At 34.6% G+C, this 23,188-nt stretch carries 18 protein-coding genes, 4 tRNA genes and 1 pseudogene; 2 read left to right on the top strand and 21 right to left on the bottom strand.

What is annotated here, in order from left to right:
* Positions 1-30: 30 nt before the first annotated feature.
* Positions 31-1,464 carry a peptidylprolyl isomerase gene (locus P5P89_RS13965; protein ID WP_223678710.1) on the bottom strand — a complete coding sequence of 478 codons (1,434 nt, stop codon included), beginning with the start codon at positions 1,462-1,464 and terminating at the stop codon, positions 31-33.
* Positions 1,465-1,801: 337 nt separating this feature from the next.
* Between P5P89_RS13965 and P5P89_RS13960 the strand changes: the two genes are divergently transcribed.
* The gene (locus tag P5P89_RS13960; RefSeq protein WP_278008872.1) at positions 1,802-3,394 is read left to right on the top strand and encodes a peptide chain release factor 3; all 1,593 of its coding nucleotides are present in this window, start codon (positions 1,802-1,804) and stop codon (positions 3,392-3,394) included.
* Between the two features lie 238 nt (positions 3,395-3,632).
* Here P5P89_RS13960 and P5P89_RS13955 read toward each other — a convergent pair whose 3' ends face one another.
* The 19 genes from P5P89_RS13955 to P5P89_RS13865 form a co-directional block, all read right to left on the bottom strand.
* Positions 3,633-3,941: a DUF3467 domain-containing protein gene (locus P5P89_RS13955; protein WP_025572408.1), complete on the bottom strand. Its 309-nt coding sequence runs from the start codon at positions 3,939-3,941 to the stop codon at positions 3,633-3,635.
* 54 nt (positions 3,942-3,995) lie between these two features.
* Positions 3,996-8,303: a DNA-directed RNA polymerase subunit beta' gene (gene rpoC / locus P5P89_RS13950; RefSeq protein ID WP_278008871.1), complete on the bottom strand. Its 4,308-nt coding sequence runs from the start codon at positions 8,301-8,303 to the stop codon at positions 3,996-3,998.
* A 259-nt stretch (positions 8,304-8,562) separates the two neighbouring features.
* Entirely contained in the window at positions 8,563-12,375 is a 3,813-nt protein-coding gene (gene rpoB / locus P5P89_RS13945) for a DNA-directed RNA polymerase subunit beta (protein WP_142450671.1), read from the bottom strand.
* Between the two features lie 264 nt (positions 12,376-12,639).
* Positions 12,640-13,011: a 50S ribosomal protein L7/L12 gene (gene rplL / locus P5P89_RS13940; RefSeq protein ID WP_025572412.1), complete on the bottom strand. Its 372-nt coding sequence runs from the start codon at positions 13,009-13,011 to the stop codon at positions 12,640-12,642.
* Between the two features lie 94 nt (positions 13,012-13,105).
* The gene (rplJ, locus tag P5P89_RS13935; RefSeq protein ID WP_278008870.1) at positions 13,106-13,609 is read right to left on the bottom strand and encodes a 50S ribosomal protein L10; all 504 of its coding nucleotides are present in this window, start codon (positions 13,607-13,609) and stop codon (positions 13,106-13,108) included.
* 22 nt (positions 13,610-13,631) lie between these two features.
* Positions 13,632-14,312: a 50S ribosomal protein L1 gene (gene rplA / locus P5P89_RS13930; RefSeq protein WP_278012021.1), complete on the bottom strand. Its 681-nt coding sequence runs from the start codon at positions 14,310-14,312 to the stop codon at positions 13,632-13,634.
* 21 nt (positions 14,313-14,333) lie between these two features.
* Positions 14,334-14,771: a 50S ribosomal protein L11 gene (gene rplK / locus P5P89_RS13925; protein ID WP_025572417.1), complete on the bottom strand. Its 438-nt coding sequence runs from the start codon at positions 14,769-14,771 to the stop codon at positions 14,334-14,336.
* 66 nt (positions 14,772-14,837) lie between these two features.
* The gene (gene nusG / locus P5P89_RS13920) at positions 14,838-15,389 is read right to left on the bottom strand and encodes a transcription termination/antitermination protein NusG (RefSeq protein WP_278008868.1); all 552 of its coding nucleotides are present in this window, start codon (positions 15,387-15,389) and stop codon (positions 14,838-14,840) included.
* Between the two features lie 10 nt (positions 15,390-15,399).
* Complete coding sequence (gene secE / locus P5P89_RS13915; RefSeq protein WP_008466927.1) at positions 15,400-15,597, bottom strand: preprotein translocase subunit SecE; 198 nt, start codon at positions 15,595-15,597, stop codon at positions 15,400-15,402.
* A gap of 18 nt (positions 15,598-15,615) precedes the next feature.
* Positions 15,616-15,686, bottom strand: a tRNA-Trp gene (locus tag P5P89_RS13910).
* A 55-nt stretch (positions 15,687-15,741) separates the two neighbouring features.
* Positions 15,742-16,929, bottom strand: coding sequence for an elongation factor Tu (gene tuf, locus P5P89_RS13905; RefSeq protein ID WP_026730432.1), 1,188 nt, complete (start codon positions 16,927-16,929; stop codon positions 15,742-15,744).
* Between the two features lie 55 nt (positions 16,930-16,984).
* Positions 16,985-17,056 (bottom strand) — tRNA-Thr (locus tag P5P89_RS13900).
* A gap of 81 nt (positions 17,057-17,137) precedes the next feature.
* Positions 17,138-17,218, bottom strand: a tRNA-Tyr gene (locus tag P5P89_RS13895).
* Positions 17,219-17,278: 60 nt separating this feature from the next.
* Positions 17,279-17,352, bottom strand: a tRNA-Thr gene (locus P5P89_RS13890).
* 91 nt (positions 17,353-17,443) lie between these two features.
* On the bottom strand, positions 17,444-17,746 hold the full coding sequence (hpf, locus tag P5P89_RS13885) for a ribosome hibernation-promoting factor, HPF/YfiA family (RefSeq protein ID WP_025571150.1): 303 nt from the start codon (positions 17,744-17,746) through the stop codon (positions 17,444-17,446).
* A gap of 34 nt (positions 17,747-17,780) precedes the next feature.
* Complete coding sequence (locus P5P89_RS13880; RefSeq protein WP_278012020.1) at positions 17,781-18,674, bottom strand: tyrosine-type recombinase/integrase; 894 nt, start codon at positions 18,672-18,674, stop codon at positions 17,781-17,783.
* A gap of 124 nt (positions 18,675-18,798) precedes the next feature.
* Positions 18,799-18,993, bottom strand: coding sequence for a 30S ribosomal protein S21 (gene rpsU, locus P5P89_RS13875; protein ID WP_025571153.1), 195 nt, complete (start codon positions 18,991-18,993; stop codon positions 18,799-18,801).
* Between the two features lie 134 nt (positions 18,994-19,127).
* Positions 19,128-20,270 carry an acyl-CoA dehydrogenase family protein gene (locus P5P89_RS13870; protein ID WP_278008867.1) on the bottom strand — a complete coding sequence of 381 codons (1,143 nt, stop codon included), beginning with the start codon at positions 20,268-20,270 and terminating at the stop codon, positions 19,128-19,130.
* 13 nt (positions 20,271-20,283) lie between these two features.
* Entirely contained in the window at positions 20,284-21,009 is a 726-nt protein-coding gene (locus P5P89_RS13865) for a ComEA family DNA-binding protein (protein WP_278008866.1), read from the bottom strand.
* Between the two features lie 409 nt (positions 21,010-21,418).
* On the opposite strand from P5P89_RS13865, the pseudogene P5P89_RS13860 reads away from it, so the two are divergent.
* Positions 21,419-22,866, top strand: a pseudogene (locus P5P89_RS13860) (amino acid permease).
* A 75-nt stretch (positions 22,867-22,941) separates the two neighbouring features.
* Here the strand turns inward: P5P89_RS13860 and P5P89_RS13855 are convergent.
* A complete protein-coding gene (locus tag P5P89_RS13855; RefSeq protein ID WP_025571258.1) occupies positions 22,942-23,169 on the bottom strand; it encodes a PspC family transcriptional regulator in 228 nt (75 codons plus the stop codon).
* Positions 23,170-23,188 lie beyond the last annotated feature (19 nt).

Raw genomic sequence — 23,188 nt, 5'->3', positions numbered from 1 at the left:
AAACTAACTCTTTTCTTTATTTAATAAAAATTATTTTTTCAACCAATTATTAGTAAAGGTACAATCTCTGTATTCGCCAATAATCTTAATATAGGTGTCTTTGATTTTTGTATCAAACCATTTTGCAATGGCATTGATTTGTTTTTCTTTTAATGCTAACTCTTTGATTTTAGTATAATCTTTTGCATAATCTGCTACATGCTCATCGATTCTATTTGTTACAGTAATCAATTTATATGTTTTTTTCCCTTTATCATCTGTATCCAAAATTGGCTGAGAAACTTCATCATCTTTTAAATTTGAAACCTGACTGTATAAAGCTGCATCCATTTTAGTCAGTTCAAAACGTGTATCCTGAGTATTCGGATTAACCAAAGTACCCCCATTTGCTCTTGTTTCTTTTTGATCAGAATCATTTCTGGCAGCATCTGCAAAAGAAATTTCTTTATTTACAATCTTATTTCTGATGTTTGTAATTCTTTCTTTTGCTTCTTTTAAAGCTGTTTCTGAAACTGTTGGCGAAATTAAAATATGACGCAATTCTACTTCTTGCCCTTTTATTTTATCAACCATTATAATATGGTATCCATATTGTGTTTCAAAAGGTTCTGAAATCTCGCCTTCTCCAAGGCTAAAAGCAACATCTTTAAATTCTTTCACAAAAGGAGTTTTTCTGGTCATTTTATAATAACCTCCATTAGGTGAAGACCCTGGATCCTGAGAATACAAAACTGCTTTTGTGGCAAAACTTGAACCTTCTAAAACATCTTTTCGAATAGAATTCAATCTGTCAATCACTTTTTGTTTGTCTTCTTTTGAAACTTTAGGTTCTACCACTATTTGGGCTACTTCCATTTCAGCTCCAAAAGTAGGCAATTCATCTTTTGGTATCTTTTTAAAGAAATTACGAACCTCTTCTGGCGTTATTTCAACTGCATCAACAATCTTTTTCTGCATTTCAGAAGATAGTTTTTGCTCTTTTAATATATCTGCAAAATATGTTTTAAATTCCTCAACCGAACTCTTTTTGTAAAATTCTACAATTTTATTTATATCCCCACCAGTCTGTCTCATCATGTAAGTAAGCCTTTCATCCATCATGCTTTTTACTTCGGCATCACTAACAATAATACTGTCCTGAATTGCCTGATGTGCATACAATTTATCTTCCAAAAGCTTCCCTAACATCTGACATCTGGTAATATCCTTTACCGAACCGCCCTGAGAAGTAATTTCAAGATACCCTTTATCAATATCTGAGTCTAAAACAATATAATCCCCAACCGTGGCAATAATACCATCCACCTTTTGTTTATTGATTGAAGCTTTATCAGCCGGTTTCTCAGCTACAACATCCTTAATAACTTCCTGAGCAGAAATAATCGAGCTGAAAAAAAGTAAAAAACATATTGTCAGTATTAACCTGTAATCAATAGTTTTTAGCTGTAATTTTTTTAATAACATTATTTTAAATTTAATTTGAATGTAAGGTCGGCTTTAGTTTTTTTCTTTAAAACTGAAAATTAATTATACAAATATTTTCAAATTATAGAAATAGAAAAACTGTATCCTGTTTTCACAACTTATAACGAACAAAAATAACAATTCAATTACATAATCCAACTATCTGCTATACTATTAACAAAAAATTATACCCAATACAAATAGTTAAATACATCTCACTAATTTTCATTAATATAAATAATGAAGAAAAACGAAATTATGTATACCAAAACAGAATCGTATTTATTTTTAAATCGTAGTAATTAATAGTACTTTTGCAAACCTATTTATACAAAATATGAGCTTTTTAAAAGAAATACAACGCAGAAGAACTTTTGGAATTATATCGCATCCAGATGCCGGTAAAACAACGCTAACAGAAAAATTATTACTTTTTGGAGGTGCAATTCAGGAAGCAGGCGCCGTAAAAAACAACAAAATAAAAAAAGGAGCAACGAGTGATTTCATGGAAATAGAGCGCCAAAGAGGTATTTCTGTTTCGACATCGGTACTTGCCTTTAATTATAAAGATAAAAAAATCAATATTCTTGATACACCCGGACACAAGGATTTTGCTGAAGATACTTTTAGAACTTTAACAGCTGTCGACAGTGTAATTGTAGTTATTGATGTTGCCAAAGGGGTCGAAGAACAAACTGAAAAATTAGTTGCAGTTTGTAGAATGCGTAACATTCCGATGATTGTTTTCATAAACAAGTTAGACCGTGAAGGTAAAGATGCTTTTGATCTAATGGATGAAGTAGAACAAAAGTTAGGATTAAAAGTTACACCTTTAAGTTTCCCTATCGGAATGGGGTATGATTTTCAGGGAATTTACAATTTATGGGAAGAAAACATCAATCTTTTTAGTGGGGACAGCCGTAAAAACATTGAAGAAACAATTGCTTTTTCTGATGTTCAGAACAATCCGGAATTAGATAAGATCGTAGGACAAAAAGCAGCTGATAAACTTCGTGAAGAATTAGAATTAATTGATGAAGTATACCCTAAATTTGAACGTCAGGATTATTTAGACGGAAAAATTCAGCCTGTATTTTTTGGTTCTGCGTTAAACAATTTTGGAGTTCGCGAGTTGTTGGATTGTTTCGTTACAATCGCACCATCACCAAGACCAAAGGATTCTGAAACCCGTTTAGTTGATCCTGCAGAAGAAAAAATGTCTGGTTTTGTTTTCAAAATCCATGCTAATATGGATCCAAAACATCGTGACCGATTAGCTTTTATTAAAATTGTTTCCGGAACATTTGAAAGAAACAAACCCTATTACCATGTTCGTCAGAAGAAAAACCTGAAATTTTCCAGCCCAAATGCTTTTTTTGCAGAGAAAAAAGAAATCGTAGATATTTCATATCCGGGAGATATTGTTGGACTTCATGATACAGGAAATTTCAAAATTGGTGACACTTTGACTGAAGGAGAATTAATGAGTTTCAAAGGAATTCCAAGCTTTTCTCCAGAACACTTTAGATACATCAACAATGCTGATCCGATGAAAGCAAAACAATTGGATAAAGGAATTGATCAATTGATGGATGAAGGTGTAGCCCAGTTGTTTACATTAGAAATGAATAATCGTAAGATTATCGGTACTGTTGGCGCACTACAATATGAAGTTATTCAATACCGTTTAGAACATGAATACGGTGCAAAATGTACCTATGAAAATTTCCCTGTTCACAAAGCATGTTGGGTAAAACCGAATGACCCAAAAAGTGAAGAATTCAAAGAATTTAAAAGAATCAAACAAAAATTTCTGGCTCATGACAAATATGGTCAATTGGTATTTTTAGCCGATTCTGACTTTACTATTCAAATGACTCAAAGCAAATATCCAAATGTAAAATTATTTTTTACATCTGAGTTTGAATAAATATGTGATCGTCTTATATAATCAAAAAGCGCCAACTTTGAAAGTTGGCGCTTTTTTAATAGGATTAAATTAACTTTTTATTGGAAAAATTAATTTTCTTTATTTTATGTTAAGTCAAAATTAGAATTAAAAAGCAATGTATTAAAACATATTCGTTGAAAGTAAATTAAATCAGACAAAATACACTTTTGCACAAATCACTTTATAAAAAAAGCTCCATTTCTGGAGCTTTTGAAATTTATGCTTGTCCTGCCGGACCAAAATTAAGCGGAATTGGCGCTTGTTCAGTTTCTTTGATTTCACCATGGGCTGCTTCAAATCGATGAATATTTTCACCAATAGCTCTTAATAATCTTTTAGCATGCTGTGGAGTCAGTACAATTCTTGACTTTACTTTTGCTTTAGGAGTACCCGGCATAATATTTACAAAATCTAAAACAAATTCAGATGATGAGTGATTGATAATAGCAAGATTAGAATAAATCCCTTCTGCAATGGTTTCATCTAACTCAATGTTGATTTGTTCTTGTTGTTTCGGATTACTCATAATTTTAATATTTTTTCAATTTCCCTCTTCCGAAAAAGAGGGAATTGATAAGAATTAATAAATATATTCTTCTTTATTTGCCATCATTTCATTGTAATCATCCTTAGAACCTACGATTGTATTATCGTATTCTCTCATACCAGTTCCCGCAGGAATTCTGTGACCAACAATTACATTTTCTTTTAATCCTTCTAAGTCATCTACTTTACCAGCTACTGCAGCTTCGTTAAGTACTTTCGTTGTCTCCTGGAATGAAGCCGCAGAAATAAATGATTTAGTTTGTAATGAAGCTCTTGTAATACCCTGAAGAACTGGCGTTGCAGTTGCTGTAATTACGTCTCTTGCTACTACAAGATTTCTATCATTTCGTTTCAATAATGAATTTTCATCACGCAATTCACGAGGTGTAATAATCTGACCTGGTTTCAATACAGAAGAATCTCCGGCATCTTCAACCACTTTCATACCATATAACTTATCATTTTGGACGATAAAATCTTTAGTATGAATCAATTGATCTTCTAAGAATAAAGTATCTCCCGGATCCTGAACTCTTACTTTACGCATCATCTGACGAATAACTACCTCAAAGTGCTTATCATTAATTTTTACCCCTTGCAAACGGTACACTTCCTGAATTTCATTTACCAAGTACTGTTGAACAGCAGCAGGTCCTTGAATTCTTAAGATATCATCCGGAGTAATAGCACCATCAGACAATGGAACACCCGCTCTTACAAAGTCATTTTCCTGAACAAGGATTTGACTTGATAATTTTACAAGATATTTTCTAATGTCTCCAAATTTAGATTCGATAACAATCTCACGGTTACCTCTTTTGATTTTTCCAAAAGAAACAACACCATCGATCTCAGAAACTACAGCTGGATTCGAAGGATTACGCGCTTCTAATAACTCTGTAATTCTTGGTAAACCTCCTGTGATATCACCAGATTTAGAAGAACGACGTGGAATTTTAACCAAGACTTTACCAGCCTTAATTTTCTCGCCATTCTCAACCATTAAGTGTGCACCTACTGGCAAGTTGTACGAACGAATCAATTCACCTTCTTTACCGTAAACCAATAAAGTTGGGATTAATTTTTTATTTCTGGCCTCAGAAATTACTTTTTCCTGGAAACCAGTCTGCTCATCAATTTCAACCATGAATGTTTGTCCTTGTTCTAAGTCCTCGTAAGCAATCTTACCAGTAAATTCAGAAACAATTACACCATTATATGGATCCCATTTACAGATTACAGTTCCTTTTGCAACAGTATCTCCATCATTAACAAAAATACTAGATCCGTAAGGAATGTTATGCGTATTTAAAACAATTCCGGTTTTCTCATCAACCAATTTCAACTCCGTTGAACGTGAAACTACGATATCAACAGAGTTTCCTTCGCTGTCTTCTCCTTTTACTGTTTTTAAATCTTCAATTTCAAGTCTACCTGCGAATCTTGTAACAATACTAGATTCTTCAGAAATACCTCCAGCAACCCCTCCAACGTGGAACGTACGTAGTGTCAACTGAGTACCTGGCTCACCAATAGACTGGGCTGCAATTACCCCAACAGCTTCACCTCTTTGTGTCATCTTACCGGTAGCTAAGTTTCTACCGTAACATTTAGCACAAATACCTTTTGTCGCTTCACAAGTTAATGGAGATCTAACCTCTACTTTTTCAACTGGAGAAGCTTCTATTGTTCTCATGATTGATTCCGTGATTTGCTCTCCAGATTTAACCATTACTTCGTTTGTAAGAGGATTAATAACGTCTTGTAATGCAACACGTCCTAAAATTCTCTCTCCTAATGATTCAACGATTTCCTCATTTTTCTTCAATGCAGATACTTCAACACCTCTAAGAGTTCCACAATCTTCGATGTTAACAATAACATCTTGAGAAACGTCATGAAGCCTTCTTGTTAAGTAACCAGCATCGGCCGTTTTAAGAGCCGTATCCGCAAGACCTTTACGAGCACCGTGAGTAGAAATAAAGTACTCAAGGATTGAAAGACCTTCCTTAAAGTTAGAAAGAATCGGGTTCTCAATAATCTCACCACCACCGGCAGTAGATTTTTTAGGCTTAGCCATCAAACCACGCATACCTGTTAACTGACGAATCTGCTCCTTAGAACCCCTCGCTCCAGAATCAAGCATCATATATACAGAGTTGAAACCTTGTTGGTCTTCTCTAATATTTTTCATTGCTAATTCTGTTAACTGAGCATTCGCAGAAGTCCATACGTCAATAACTTGGTTGTAACGCTCGTTATTTGTGATAAGACCCATGTTATAGTTAGTTGAGATACCTTCAACCTGCTCTCTGGCATCTGCAATTAACTTCGTTTTTTGTTCTGGGATTCTAATATCACCTAAAGAGAACGATAAACCTCCTCTAAATGCGAATTTATAACCCATATCTTTCATATTGTCCAAGAAAGCTGCCGTTGTAGGTACATCAGTCACACTTAAAATGTGTCCGATAATATCTCTAAGGTTTTTCTTAGTCAATACATCATTGATATATCCAGCTGCTTCAGGTACTACTTCATTAAATAATACACGTCCTGCAGTTGTTTGAATAATTTTGTACACTAATTCTCCAGCGTCATTAAAATCTTTTGCTCTAATTTTCACACGAGCATTCAATTCTAATCTTCCTTCGTTTAATGCAATGTTTACTTCTTCAGCAGAGTAGAAAGTCAAATCCTGACCTAAAATAATGTGATCTTCTGTCGAAATACGCTCTTTGGTCATATAATATAGACCCAAGACCATATCCTGAGAAGGTACAGTAATTGGTGCACCATTTGCAGGGTTTAAGATATTGTGAGAAGCCAACATTAATAATTGAGCCTCTAAAATAGCCTCTGGTCCTAATGGTAAGTGAACCGCCATCTGGTCACCATCGAAATCGGCGTTGAATGCCGTACATACTAATGGGTGTAACTGGATCGCTTTTCCTTCAATTAATTTTGGCTGGAAAGCTTGAATACCAAGTCTGTGCAAAGTAGGAGCACGATTCAGTAATACTGGGTGTCCTTTAATTACATTTTCTAAGATATCCCAAACTACCGGCTCTTTTTTGTCTATGATTTTCTTAGCAGATTTTACTGTTTTTACAATACCTCTTTCAATCAATTTACGGATAACGAAAGGTTTGTATAACTCAGATGCCATATCTTTTGGCAATCCGCACTCATATAATTTCAACTCTGGACCAACAACAATTACCGAACGAGCAGAATAATCCACACGTTTTCCAAGTAAGTTTTGACGGAAACGTCCTTGCTTACCTTTTAAGGAATCAGATAATGATTTTAATGGTCTGTTAGATTCTGTTTTAACAGCAGAAGCTTTACGAGTGTTATCAAATAATGAATCTACAGATTCTTGTAGCATACGTTTTTCGTTTCTTAAGATAACTTCTGGAGCTTTAATCTCCATTAATCTTTTCAAACGGTTGTTACGAATGATTACACGACGGTATAAGTCGTTCAAATCTGAAGTTGCAAAACGACCTCCGTCAAGTGGTACAAGTGGACGTAATTCTGGTGGGATAACTGGAACCACTTTCATAATCATCCATTCTGGACGATTTTCGCGGTTTTCGTTAGACTCACGGAAAGACTCAACAACTTGTAATCTTTTTAAAGCTTCAGTTTTACGTTGTTTAGATGTTTCGTTGTTAGCGCTGTGTCTTAATTCATAAGATAAAGCATCTAAGTCAATACGAGCTAATAAATCCATAATACACTCTGCTCCCATTTTGGCAACAAATTTATTAGGATCTAAATCATCTAAATATTGGTTTTCTTGTGGAAGAGTATCTAAAATATTCAAATATTCTTCTTCAGTTAAGAAATCTAATCTTTGTAAAGATTCTCCATCTGCATTTTTAGCAATACCAGCTTGGATTACTACGTATCTTTCGTAGTAAATGATCATATCTAATTTCTTAGATGGAAGACCAAGTATATAACCAATTTTGTTTGGAAGAGAACGGAAGTACCAGATATGAGCAATTGGCACAACAAGGTTGATGTGTCCTACTCTATCACGACGTACTTTTTTCTCAGTAACTTCAACACCACAACGGTCACAGATGATACCTTTGTAACGAATTCTTTTATACTTACCACAAGCACATTCGAAATCTTTTACTGGTCCGAAGATTCTTTCGCAGAAAAGTCCGTCACGCTCTGGTTTGTGAGTTCTATAATTGATTGTTTCTGGCTTTAAAACCTCTCCTCTTGATTCTTTCAAGATAGATTCTGGTGAAGCCAATCCAATAGAAATTTTATTAAATCTTTTTACAGGATTCTTATCTTTATTGTTTCTGTTATTCATCATAGTTTTTACTATTGATTTATTTGCAATTAAAAAATTGAATTTAGATTTATAATCTACTCTTAAAAATTTAAGAGTTAATCATTCAGCTACTACCTCGGGTTACTTCTCTAAACCTCAAATTTTTATTTGAAGTGCTAGTTATAAAATGCTTCACATTGTTATAAAAAATCGGAACGGGTTACGGGTATAAATCTTTAAAAACTTATTATAAATGAGTAATCAGTCCCATTAAAAAATGAGACTGATTCCAAAACTTTTATTATTCTTCCAAACGAAGATCTAATCCTAGACCTTTCAATTCGTGCATTAATACATTGAATGATTCTGGTAAACCTGGTTCTGGCATAGTTTCACCCTTAACGATAGCTTCGTAAGTTTTAGCTCTACCAATAACGTCATCAGACTTAACAGTTAAGATTTCACGTAAAGTACTAGAAGCTCCATAAGCCTCAAGTGCCCAAACCTCCATCTCTCCAAAACGCTGACCTCCAAATTGAGCCTTACCTCCAAGTGGTTGCTGCGTAATCAGTGAGTATGGTCCGATAGAACGTGCGTGCATCTTATCATCAACCATGTGTCCTAATTTAAGCATGTAAATTACACCCACAGTTGCTTTTTGTGCAAAACGCTCTCCAGTTCCACCATCATAAAGATAAGTATGTCCAAAACGTGGTACGTTAGCTTCATCAGTCAAAGCATTGATTTCGTCAAGAGAAGCACCGTCAAAAATTGGAGTAGCAAATTTTCTACCCAAGTTCATACCAGCCCATCCAAGAACAGTCTCATAAATCTGACCAATGTTCATACGTGAAGGTACCCCAAGTGGATTCAATACGATGTCTACCGGCGTTCCATCTTCTAAGAAAGGCATATCTTCATGACGAACGATTCTTGCAACAATACCTTTGTTACCGTGACGTCCTGCCATTTTATCACCAACTTTTAACTTACGTTTTTTAGCGATATAGATTTTAGCCAATTTCAAGATTCCAGATGGTAATTCATCTCCAACTGTAATAGTAAACTTCTCTCTTCTTAAAGCTCCTTGTAAGTCGTTCAGCTTAATTTTATAGTTATGAATTAAATCATTAACCATTTTATTTGTAGCGTCATCAGCAACCCATTGACCTTTACTTAAGTGAGCAAAATCTTCTACTGCGTAAAGCATTTTTTGAGTATATTTTTTTCCTTTTGGTAAAACTTCTTCACCCAAATCATTCATTACACCTTGAGATGTTTTTCCGTTAACGATCAAGAATAATTTTTCAACCAATCTGTCTTTTAATTCAACAAATTTAGTTTCGAATTCCATTTCTAAAGCACCTAAAGCATCTTTATCCTGAGTACGTTTACGTTTATCTTTTACGGCTCTTGCAAATAATTTTTTGTCAAGAACTACACCATGTAAAGATGGAGAAGCTTTTAATGAAGCATCTTTTACATCACCTGCTTTATCCCCGAAGATTGCACGAAGCAATTTCTCTTCCGGAGTAGGATCTGATTCTCCTTTTGGTGTAATTTTTCCGATCAAAATGTCGCCAGGTTTAACCTCTGCTCCAATTCTAATCATACCGTTTTCATCTAAATCTTTAGTAGCTTCTTCAGAAACGTTAGGAATATCGTTTGTTAACTCTTCATTTCCTAACTTAGTATCTCTAACCTCTAATGAATAATCATCAACGTGAATAGAAGTAAAAATATCATCACGAACTACTTTTTCAGAAATTACAATCGCATCCTCGAAGTTGTACCCTTTCCATGGCATGAACGCAACTTTTAAGTTTCTACCTAAAGCTAATTCACCATTTTGAGTAGCATATCCTTCTGATAATACTTGTCCAGGAATAACTCTGTCACCTTTTCTTACGATTGGTTTCAAGTTAATACTTGTACCTTGATTGGTTTTTCTAAATTTAATAAGGTTGTATGTTTTCTCATCAGCATCAAAACTAACCATTCTCTCGTCTTCTGTACGATCGTATTTAATAGTAATGATATTTGCATCAACATATTCAACAGTTCCATGCCCTTCAGCATTGATTAATACTCTTGAATCTGAAGCTACCTGACGCTCTAAACCTGTACCTACAATTGGTGCTTCAGGACGGATCAAAGGAACTGCCTGACGCATCATGTTTGATCCCATCAACGCACGGTTCGCATCATCATGCTCCAAGAAAGGAATCAATGACGCAGAAATAGAAGCAATCTGGTTTGGTGCAACATCTGTATAATGAACTACTGATGGTTCAACAACCGGGAAGTCACCTTCCTCACGAGCAATAACATTGCTAGCTGTAATTTTACCTGTAGCATCCATCTCTATGTTTGCCTGAGCAATCATTTTACCTTCTTCTTCTTCAGCACTTAAGTAAACTGGAGTACTTTCTAAATCAACTACACCATTAGTTACTTTACGGTATGGAGTTTCGATGAATCCCATTCCGTTTACTTTTGCATAAACACCAAGAGATGAAATCAAACCAATGTTTGGTCCCTCTGGAGTTTCAATCGGACATAAACGACCATAGTGTGTATAGTGAACGTCACGAACCTCAAATCCAGCTCTCTCTCTCGAAAGTCCACCAGGTCCAAGGGCAGAAAGTCTTCGTTTGTGTGTAATCTCAGCTAATGGATTCGTTTGGTCCATAAATTGAGATAACTGGTTAGTACCAAAGAAAGAGTTGATAACTGATGATAATGTTTTAGCATTGATCAAATCAATTGGTGTAAACACCTCGTTATCTCTAACGTTCATTCTCTCACGAATAGTTCTAGCCATACGTGCTAAACCAACACCGAATTGTTGAGACAATTGTTCTCCAACTGTTCTAACACGACGGTTTGATAAGTGATCAATATCATCAATCTCTGCTTTAGAGTTGATCAACTCGATCAAATATTTAACGATTGTAATGATATCTTCTTTGGTAAGCACTTGCTTATCCATAGGGATATCTAAATCTAATTTTTTGTTCATTCTGTAACGACCAACTTCACCTAAGTTATAACGTTGATCAGAGAAGAATAATTTATCTATAATACCACGAGCAGTTTCCTCATCAGGCGGTTCAGCGTTACGCAACTGACGGTAAATGTGCTCTACAGCTTCTTTTTCAGAGTTTGTTGGATCTTTTTGTAACGTGTTGTGGATAATAGCATAATCTGCCTGGTTGTTATCCTCTTTATGCAACAAGATAGATTTAACGTTAGAATCGATGATCTCTTCAACATTATCTTTATCGATAATAGTATCACGATCAAGGATGATTTCGTTACGCTCGATAGAAACAACCTCTCCAGTATCCTCATCTACGAAATCCTCGTGCCATGTGTTCAATACACGTGCAGCAAGTCTTCTTCCAATATATTTCTTAATACCAGTTTTAGAAACTTTAATTTCTTCTGCTAAGTCGAAAATTTCAAGGATATCCTTATCTCTTTCGAATCCGATTGCACGGAATAAAGTTGTTACAGGTAATTTTTTCTTTCTATCGATATAAGCGTACATAACGCTGTTGATATCTGTAGAAAATTCTATCCAAGATCCTTTAAAAGGAATTACTCTGGCAGAATAAAGTTTAGTTCCGTTTGCGTGGAATGATTGTCCAAAGAAAACCCCTGGAGAACGGTGTAATTGAGATACTACAACACGCTCGGCACCATTTATTACAAAAGTACCACTCGGAGTCATGTAAGGAATTGTTCCAAGATAAACATCTTGTACAATTGTTTCAAAATCTTCGTGTTCTGGATCTGTACAATATAGTTTTAACCTAGCTTTTAAAGGCACACTGTACGTAAGACCTCTCTCTATACATTCTTGAATTGTATAACGTGGTGGGTCAACAAAATAATCTAGGAATTCCAATACAAAGTTATTTCTTGTATCTGTAATTGGGAAATTTTCCATGAAGGTGTTGTATAACCCTTCGTTGCCTCTTTCGTCAGATTTCGTTTCCAATTGGAAGAAATCCTTAAAAGATTTAACCTGTACATCTAGAAAATCCGGATAGTCAGGAATATTTTTTGTAGAGGCAAAATTCAATCTTTCAGTCTGATTTGTTATCATCAATGAACAAAATTTTGATTAAAAAAAAGTAATTTTTTTGTGTAAAAACACACTGCTTAGTTTATACTTTCTTTTTTAAAACCAATACATCTTTAAAAATAAACTAAAAAATCAGTTCAATTTTTTTCTTCGTATTGATCAAAAACTTTTTCGTATTTTAAACTATTTGATAATAAAATTTAATGTATTTTATTATACGAAAAATGGTTTAGGCCTTTGAGTGTTAACTCAGGACCTAAACCTAGTTCTTAAAACCGAGTTGAATTATTTTAATTCAACTACAGCTCCAGCTTCTTCTAATGATTTTTTAAGACCTTCAGCCTCTTCTTTAGAAACACCTTCTTTAACAGTACTTGGAGCACCATCAACTACATCTTTAGCTTCTTTAAGACCTAAACCTGTAAGTTCTTTAACTAATTTTACAACTGCTAATTTAGAAGCACCAGCTTCTTTTAATACAACTGTAAATTCAGTTTGTGCTTCTTCAGCAGCACCTTCTCCACCACCAGCAGCAACTACTACAGCTGCAGCAGCAGGCTCGATACCATACTCGTCTTTTAATATTGTTGCTAATTCGTTAACTTCTTTAACTGTTAGGTTAACTAATTGTTCTGCGAATTGTTTCAAATCTGCCATTTTTTCTATCGTTTAAAATGATTTGTAAAATTATATTTTGTTTATTGTGCGCTAATTAAGCAACAGAGAAACTAAATTCTCTCTGTTTGGATTATTATGCTTCAGTTTCTTCTTCGCTACCAGCGAATTTGTTTTGTAAAGCAGAAATAATTCTTTGAGCCGGAGATTGTAATAATCCAATAAGTTCTCCTAGTAACTCTTCTTTAGATTTAATTGTAGCTAATGCATCTAGTTGATTATCTCCAATGTATACTTCAGAATTGATGTAAGCCCCTTTTAAAAGTGGTTTATCAGATTTCTTACGGAAATCTTTGATAATTTTTCCAGGTGCATTAGCAACATCAGAAATAAATATAGCACTGTTACCAGTCAATACTTTAGGTAAATCACCATAATCATTAGCAGAAGCTTCCATTGCTTTTGCAAGCAAAGTGTTCTTTACAACTTCTAATTTGATACCTGCTTTAAAACAAGCTCTACGTAAGTTTGAAGTTGTTTCTGCGTTTAAACCAGAAATATCAGATACATAAATGATATTTGTACCAGCTAACTGCGCAGTTAAATTTTCAATCGCGATTGATTTTTCTTCTCTAGTCATACTAAAAATTTTTAACTACCAATTATACTGCTTTTGGGTCTAATGCAATCGCAGGACTCATAGTGCTTGTAAGGTGAATACCTTTAATGTAGGTACCTTTAGCAGCAGTTGGTTTAAGTTTTATTAATGTTTGAATAATTTCGTGTGCGTTGTCAACAATCTGCTCAGCTCCAAAAGAAACTTTACCAATTCCTGCGTGAACGATACCAGTTTTATCAACTTTGAAGTCAATTTTACCAGCTTTAACCTCCTGAACAGCTTTTGCAACATCCATAGTTACAGTACCTGTTTTAGGGTTTGGCATTAAACCTCTAGGCCCTAAAATACGACCTAATGGACCTAATTTACCCATAACAGCCGGCATTGTGATAATAACATCAACATCTGTCCAACCGTCTTTAATTTTTTGTAAATAATCATCAAGACCAACATGGTCTGCTCCAGCTTCTCTAGCTTCTGCCTCTTTATCTGGAGTAACCAATGCTAATACTTTAACATCTTTTCCAGTACCGTGAGGTAAAGTAACTACACCTCTTACCATTTGATTCGCTTTTCTTGGATCTACACCCAAACGTACTGCGATATCAACAGACTCATCAAATTTTGCAGAAGCAACAACTTTAATTAATGCAGCAGCATCTTTTAAAGAATATAATTTGTTCTTTTCAATTTTTGAAGCAGCCTCTTTTGCTTTTTTGTCAATTTTGCCATTTCTTTCTCTTAATTAAAAAGGAGCTTCTCCTGATACAGTTATACCCATAGATCTAGCAGTTCCTGCAATCATACTCATTGCTGATTCGATTGTGAATGCATTTAAATCTACCATTTTATCTTCAGCAATTGCTTTGATAACATCCCAAGTAACACTAGCTACTTTTTTACGATTTGGTTCACCTGATCCAGACTTTAGCTTTGCTGCTTCCATTAACTGTACTGCAGCTGGAGGAGTCTTAACAACAAAATCAAATGATTTGTCTTTGTACACAGTGATTTGCACTGGACAAATTTTGCCAGGTTTATCCTGAGTTCTAGCATTAAACTGCTTACAAAACTCCATGATATTAACCCCAGCAGCTCCTAAAGCAGGTCCAACCGGTGGCGACGGGTTCGCAGCACCTCCCTTAACTTGTAGTTTAACTACCTTACTAATTTCTTTAGCCATTTTTTAAAAATTTAACACCATAATCATTTGGAAGCGATTATAGTGGATATTATAGATGTAACAAAATTATACTTTTTCAACTTGCATAAAGCTCAATTCTAATGGAGTTTTTCTTCCGAAAATCTTAACCATAACTTCAAGTTTACGTTTTTCTTCATTGATTTTCTCAACCGTACCATTGAAACCATTAAAAGGACCATCGATCACTTTTACTGTTTCTCCTAAAGTGAATGGAATTGATCTTGTATCTGTATTTACAGCCAGTTCATCCACTTTACCTAACATACGGTTTACTTCAGAAAGTCTTAAAGGAACAGGTTCTCCTCCTTTAATTTCTCCTAAAAATCCAATAACACTAGTAATAGACTTAATAATATGAGGAATCTCACCAACCAAGTTAGCTTCGATCATAACATATCCAGGAAAATACACTTTATCCTTAGATGATTTTTTCCCATCTTTTACAGTAACTACTTTTTCAGTAGGAACTAAGACCTGAGAAACATAATCCTCCATACCTAATCTCGCAATTTCAGTTTCGATATAAGCTTTTACTTTATTTTCTTGACCACTAACCGCTCTAACTACGTACCATTTTTTCACATTATTATCTGCCATCACAAAAAAATTATCCTTTTAACCAGTTAAAAAATCCAGCCAAAGCTTTTGCAAAAAATTCGTCTACTCCCCAAGTCGCCAAAGCGAACAGGATCGAAAACACAGCCACAACAATTGTCAATTTCTGAACCTCAGCCCAAGCAGGCCAAGTAACATTTGACTTCAACTCTTCGAAAGCCTCTGATAAATAATTCGTAACTTTTGTCATTTGATATATTTTTTATTGCACGGGCGGAGGGATTCGAACCCCCATCAACGGTTTTGGAGACCGCTATTCTACCCTTGAACTACGCCCGTAATTAAAGCCAGTGATTAAAAAATAATCACTGGCTTTTTATTTATTTTAATAGAATTACTCTACAATTTCAGTAACCTGTCCAGCACCAACTGTTCTACCACCTTCACGGATAGCAAAACGTAAACCTACGTTCATAGCGATTGGGCTTAATAAAGCAACTTCAATAGTTAAGTTATCACCTGGCATTACCATCTCCACACCTGCTGGTAAAGAAATAACTCCTGTTACGTCAGTTGTACGTACGTAGAACTGTGGACGGTAGTTATTGTGGAATGGAGTGTGACGTCCACCTTCTTCTTTTTTCAAGATATAAACCTCAGCTTTGAATTTAGCGTGTGGTTTTACTGAACCTGGCTTAATAATAACCATACCTCTTTTGATATCAGCCTTATCAATACCTCTTAACAATAAACCTACGTTATCTCCAGCTTCACCTCTATCAAGGATTTTACGGAACATCTCAACTCCTGTAATAGTAGAAGTTAATTTTTCAGCTCCCATACCAATGATTTCAACAGGATCTCCAGTATTAGCAACTCCAGTTTCGATACGACCTGTAGCAACAGTTCCACGACCTGTAATTGTAAATACGTCCTCAACCGGCATCAAGAATGGTTTAGCAACGTCACGTACTGGCTCTTCGATCCAAGCATCAACAGCTTCCATTAATTCGATAATTTTAGGTACCCAGTTAGGATCATTGTTCAATCCACCTAAAGCAGAACCTTGAACAACAGGACCATTATCTCCATCATATTCGTAGAAAGATAATAAATCTCTAATTTCCATTTCAACAAGCTCTAACAACTCAGCATCATCAACCATATCCACTTTGTTCATGAAAACAACGATTCTTGGAATACCAACCTGACGACCTAAAAGGATGTGCTCACGAGTTTGTGGCATTGGACCATCTGTAGCAGCAACTACTAAGATAGCTCCGTCCATTTGAGCAGCACCAGTAACCATGTTCTTTACGTAATCCGCGTGACCTGGACAGTCAACGTGAGCGTAGTGACGGTTAGCAGTTTCATACTCTACGTGTGATGTATTAATAGTAATACCTCTTTCTTTCTCCTCTGGAGCGTTATCGATTTGATCAAACGATTTTGCTTGACAGTAACCAGCATCTGACAATACTTTTGTAATTGCAGCAGTTAATGTAGTTTTTCCGTGATCCACGTGTCCAATTGTACCTATGTTTAAGTGCGGTTTGGAACGATTAAAATTCTCCTTTGCCATTTTACTTAATTTTTAATCTTAGTTATATATTAATTTTCAATTTCCTACTTACTTGAGCCAATGTCGGGATTTGAACCCGAGACCTCTTCCTTACCAAGGAAGCACTCTACCCCTGAGCTACACCGGCAGAACCCTTGATTTAAAAGTTTCACTTCAGCATTTTGTTTAATTACAATCAAAACCTGAAAAACCATCTAAAATTCATTTGTGGGGAGAGCAGGATTCGAACCTGCGAAGTTCACACAGCAGATTTACAGTCTGCCCTCGTTGGCCGCTTGAGTATCTCCCCTAATTTTTAAAATCTCATTATTTTAAAGAACCTATTCCAAATCGCATTTGAATTTTTTTGAGCCGATAGAGGGACTCGAACCCACGACCTGCTGATTACAAATCAGCTGCTCTAGCCAGCTGAGCTACATCGGCGAATACAATAAAAAAGTCCGCTATTTCTAACGGACTGCAAATGTAGCTATTTTATCTTTGTATCAAAACATTTTTCGAAAAAAAATTTCAATTATATATGCGCTCTTATCTTTTCTTTCCTTTTTACCAGTAAACGCTCTAATGATTCTGCCGAAAGTTCAACCGCTTCCTCAAAAGTCTTACATTGTTTTTTAACCAAAAATTCATCTCCAGGAACATTAATCTTAATCTCGACAACTTTATTCTCTTTATCACTTGTTCTTTCAACTTTTAAAAAAACGTCTGCCGAGACAACCCGATCGTAATATTTTTCTAACTTATCCATTCTTTCCTGAATAAAATCTACCAACTTTCTGTCAACAGTAAAGTTAACGGCATGAACATCTACCTTCATAATACTAATTTTAGGATTAAACATTTCAGAACCATTATTTACTTCTTGGATGTGCGCCAGCATATACTTTTTTAAGTTCTGCTAAACTATTATGAGTATAAACCTGCGTAGACGCCAAACTAGAATGCCCTAATAATTCTTTAACTGAATTTAAATCTGCTCCGTTATTAAGTAAATGAGTCGCAAATGTATGCCGAAGCACATGAGGACTCTTTTTTACCTTTTCAGATACCCTACTAAAGTATGAATTTATTAAACGATACACAAAAGATTCGCTTAATTTTAACCCTTTTTTAGAAATAAAAAAATAATCCTCATCTACTATTTCCTCAACAGCTGAACGTTCATTAAGATACGTTTTAAACTGTTCGGTAATGATTGGCAAAACCGGAATAATTCGTTCTTTATTTCTTTTACCTAAAACCTTAATCACACCTGAAGACAAATCTACATTTACTATTAATAAATGTATTAATTCCGCTCTTCTTATTCCTGTTGTATAAAAAAGATCCACAATTAACTTATCCCTCACTTCTTCAAAACCAACCGGAACCCCAACTTCCTGCATCAAATCAGTTAATTCTTTTTCAGAAAATGGAATCTGAATAATTTTGGGAGTTTTCAGCGCTTTATGCTTCAACATTGGACTGACCTCTATTTGTTTTGTTTTTAAGAGAAACTTATAAAAAGACTTCAAGGAAGCCATTTTTCTATTAACAGAAACATTTGACACCCCTTCATCCACTAAAGAAACAATCCAACTCCTGATCTGACTGTAATTCACACCTTCAATACCATCCTGATCAAAGTGAGTTTTATTAAACACCTCAAAAAATGAAATATCATTCAAATAAGCATTAACAGTATGTGCCGAATATTTTTTCTCCAGCTGAAGATAATCACAAAAAGCATCTTTATTTGACTTCATAAGAAACAGAATATCTTTTTCAAAAACGATTACAGAACTTAAAAAATTAAGCATAAAAAAACCGTTAGCATCAAAGTTAATTTATTTTGATGACTAACGGTAATTATTTTACAAAAGCTGTATACTAACTCTCTAAACTATCTTTCAAGTTTTGAATGTAAGCCGCTTTTTGAATTTGAGCTCTTTTGATAACAGAAGGCTTAATAAAAGCAGTACGTGCTCTTAGTTGACGAACAGTTCCTGTTTTATCAAATTTTCTTTTATAGCGCTTTAATGCTCTATCGATATTTTCTCCGTCTTTAATTGGTATAATTAACATAATATAGACACCTCCTTTCGTTAAGGCTGCAAAAATATGTATTAATTATTAATTATGAGTTATAAATTATAAATTATTTCAAAAAGAAATAAAGAACTCAACTAAAGACAAAAGAATTTGACTCATAATCATCTTTATCCTTTCAACAAATTTCTGGAAATAACTAATTTTTGAATCTCAGTCGTACCTTCGCCAATAGTACACAACTTAGAATCCCTGTAAAACTTCTCTACCGGAAAATCTTTAGTATAGCCGTATCCTCCGTGGATCTGAACTGCTTCATTTGCGATTTTTACACAGGCTTCCGATGCATACATTTTTGCCATTGCGCCCAATGTTGTAACAGGTTTATGCTCTTGTTTTAAGAAAGCTGCTTTGTGCAATAACAGTTCAGAAGCTTCAATTTCAGTTGCCATATCAGCCAATTTAAAGGAAATCCCCTGAAAACTACTAATTGGCTGTCCAAACTGATATCTTTCTTTCGAATATTTAAGAGCGGCTTCGTAAGCCCCTTTTGCAATTCCGAGTGATAAAGCTCCTATTGAAATCCTTCCTCCGTCCAATACTTTCATAGCCTGCACAAATCCCTGCCCTACTTCACCTAATCTATTTGCATCTGGCACCCTACAATTATCAAAAACCAGTTCAGCTGTTTCGCTGGCACGCATTCCTAATTTATTTTCTTTTTTCCCTGAAGTAAGTCCCGGCATACCTTTTTCAAATACAAAAGCAGTCATTCCTTTTGAATCGCCTTTTTCTCCTGTACGAACCACTACAACGGCAATATCACCTGAAATTGCATGAGTTATAAAGTTTTTTGCTCCGTTTACAATCCAAAAATCCCCATCTTTAACAGCTGTCGTATTCATTCCGCCTGCATCAGAACCTGTATTATGTTCTGTCAGTCCCCATGCGCCAATATGTTCTGCTGTTGCAAGTTTTGGCAGCCATTTTTTCTTTTGATCTTCATTACCAAAAGTCAAAATATGATTCGTACACAACGAATTATGTGCCGCAACCGACAATCCTATTGAAGGATCAACTTTTGAAATTTCTTCAACTATTGTTACATATTCATGATATCCTAAACCAGACCCTCCGTATTCTTCAGGAACCAGAACTCCCATAAATCCCATTTCTCCTAATTTCTTAAACAATGGAATTGGAAAAACTTGCGCTTCGTCCCACTCCATTATATAAGGTCTTATGTTTTTTTCGGCAAAATCTTTTATAGACTGCGCAATCATGGATTGCGTTTCATTATAATCAAAATTCATTTGTGATCTGTTTTTAGAACTCCAAATATAAACCAATTATATTTGCTTTTTCAATAGGAAAGCCTTTAATATTTATCAAATCCTCAATATTTTTAATATTTCCGTTCATGCTCCTGTAGGTTACAATCTGTTTTGCCAACGCATATCTAAAGTACGGAAATTGAGCTAATTCTTTTAAAGAAGCATCGTTTACAGGGATTTTTTTAATTGGCGGAAAAGAAGAAACCCTAAAATACTTTTTTAATTCAGTTATAACTTCTGGAGAAAGTCCCCAGACATCATTTATCTGTTCCATAGAAACAAAAGCTTCCAGGCTTTCTTTTTGTTTTAAAATTCGGAGTGATAATCCTTCACCAATTCCCTTAATTTTCATTAAATCTTCCTGACTTGCCTGATTAATATCCAAAACAATTAGCTTTTCTTTTTTAGAGAATGTTTGTGATACAGGTTCTTTACTGTAATGTATGAAAGTCTTTTTATTCTGCACCCAATCCGGAAATTTAAAATAAGGCGAAATAGCATCTAATAAAGAATCTGAAACTTTAGTCACTTTCTGAAATTCTTCAGCAGAACTGACGTATTTATTTTGTTTTCTAAAAGCTAAAAGCCTGTCAATTTCCGCTAATGACATTCCAAGTTTGTATCCTTTATAATCTGAAATAAAATTTGGATTAAAAGGATAGATTTTAGGTTTATAACCTTGCTTAATCTGTTTTAATGAATCAACTTCTGATTGCAAAGCCAACCAATTCTGTTCTTCTGCATTTACTTTTTCAGGTTGACTGAAATCAGAAAAAAATAAAACAATTGTAAAACAATAATCAAAAGAAAAAGAAAAAAATCCCTTTTCGTTGTTGGCTTGTATAACTTAACTCTTTTATAATACTTCTAATGTTCATTTTTTATAATATTTTATCAAACAAATATAATTTATAATTTATAAGAAAAATACGATTATTTTTATTTTGTAATAAAAGATTTTATTAATCAATTTGCTAATAATACAAAGCTTTGAAGATTTACAGTAACTTTTTTTACAGTTTCTAACTAAAAATTAAATATTTTATAACTTAAAAGAACATAATTGTTTTTATTTTTTATAAAAAACAATACATTTGAAGCTTAATAACAATAAACCAATATTATATATGTCAATTTGGAAAACTAAACCTCTTTCGGTATTGCTTGGTGAAGCATCCGAATCTGAAAAAGGATTAAAAGAACCTTATCTTCACGTTCGCTTGTTGCACTTGGAGTTGGAGCAATTATTGGAGCAGGGCTATTTTCACTAACAGGAATTGCAGCTGCTGACCATGCTGGTCCGGCGGTAACATTATCATTTATTTTAGCTGCGATAGGATGCGCATTTGCAGGATTGTGTTACGCTGAATTTGCTTCGATGATACCGGTTGCAGGTAGTGCCTATACCTATTCTTATGCCACAATGGGAGAATTTATGGCCTGGATAATTGGGTGGGACTTAGTTTTAGAGTACGCTTTAGGAGCGGCAACTGTGGGCGTTAGCTGGTCGAGATACCTACTGGAACTATTGGCAAAATTTAATATTCATCTTCCTCCTGACTTAATTTGTTCACCATGGGAAACCCTTACATTAAGTAATGGTACAGTGATTGAAGGAGGAATTGTCAATTTACCCGCCATTTTCATTGTTTCATTACTTTCTTTATTATTAATTAAAGGAACAAAAGAGTCAGCCACTTTAAATAATATATTAGTTGTAGTAAAAGTTGCAGTTGTTATTATATTTATAGTATTAGGATGGAAATTTATTGACACAACTAATTATACTCCGTACATTCCTGAAAATACAGGTGTATTCGGAAAATTTGGATGGTCAGGAATTGCTGCAGGAGCCGGTACAGTTTTCTTTGCTTTTATTGGCTTTGATGCCGTTTCAACTGCTGCACAAGAGGCTAAAGATCCTCAAAAAGGGATGCCAATTGGTATTTTGGGTTCGTTAATAATCTGCACCTTATTATATGTACTATTCTCTCATGTTATGACCGGACTTGTACCTTATTATAAATTTGCAGGTGATGCGAAACCTGCAGCTACTGCTTTTGCTGTAACTGGATATGACTTTTTGCAGACTGGTTTAATTATCGCTATACTAGCTGGTTATACTTCTGTAATGTTAGTAATGTTAATGGGACAAAGCCGTGTTTTTTACACGATGAGTAAAGACGGTTTACTTCCTCCATTCTTTAGCGAAATCCATTCAAAATTTCGTACTCCATGGAAAACAAATCTTTTCTTTTTAGTATTTGTTAGCTTATTTGCAGGTCTTGTTCCTGTTAGTGATTTGGGTCATATGGTAAGTATTGGAACTTTATTAGCATTCGTGTTGGTTTGCATCGGTGTTATGGTTATGCGTAAAAAAATGCCTGATGCACCCAGAGCTTTTAGAACTCCGTGGGTTCCTTTTGTACCTATAGCTGGTATTGTTATTTGTTTTGCATTAATGTATTCGTTGCCAAACGAAAGCTGGGCGAGGCTTGTCATATGGATGGCACTAGGAATTCTTGTATACTTTATATATGGTAAGAAAAACAGTAAATTGAATAATCCCGGATAAGAAATTATCCAGATATAAAAAAAGGATTATAAAGCGCTGCTTTATAATCCTTTTTTATGACATAAATTTGATTGTTTATAAATCAAAAACCGATGTTCTTTTTGCCCTAATTAAATCTTTCAGCTTAATCCAGAATGCAAGGGTAAGATAAACTCCAAAGCCCAAACCAGCTGTAACAAACGAGATATAAATAAAAAACAGACGGACATTTGTAACACGCATTCCAAGTTTATCCGCTAATCTGGAAGAGACATGAAAACCGTATTTTTCGAAAAAGAATTTCAGTTTTAAAATCAGTGACATTTTTGAAGTAATAAGTTAT

The sequence above is a fragment of the Flavobacterium gyeonganense genome, from assembly GCF_029625295.1.
GTDB lineage: Bacteria > Bacteroidota > Bacteroidia > Flavobacteriales > Flavobacteriaceae > Flavobacterium > Flavobacterium gyeonganense.
The sequence above is the reverse complement of the archived record's forward strand: the minus strand, read 5'-3'. Positions and strand labels throughout refer to the sequence as shown.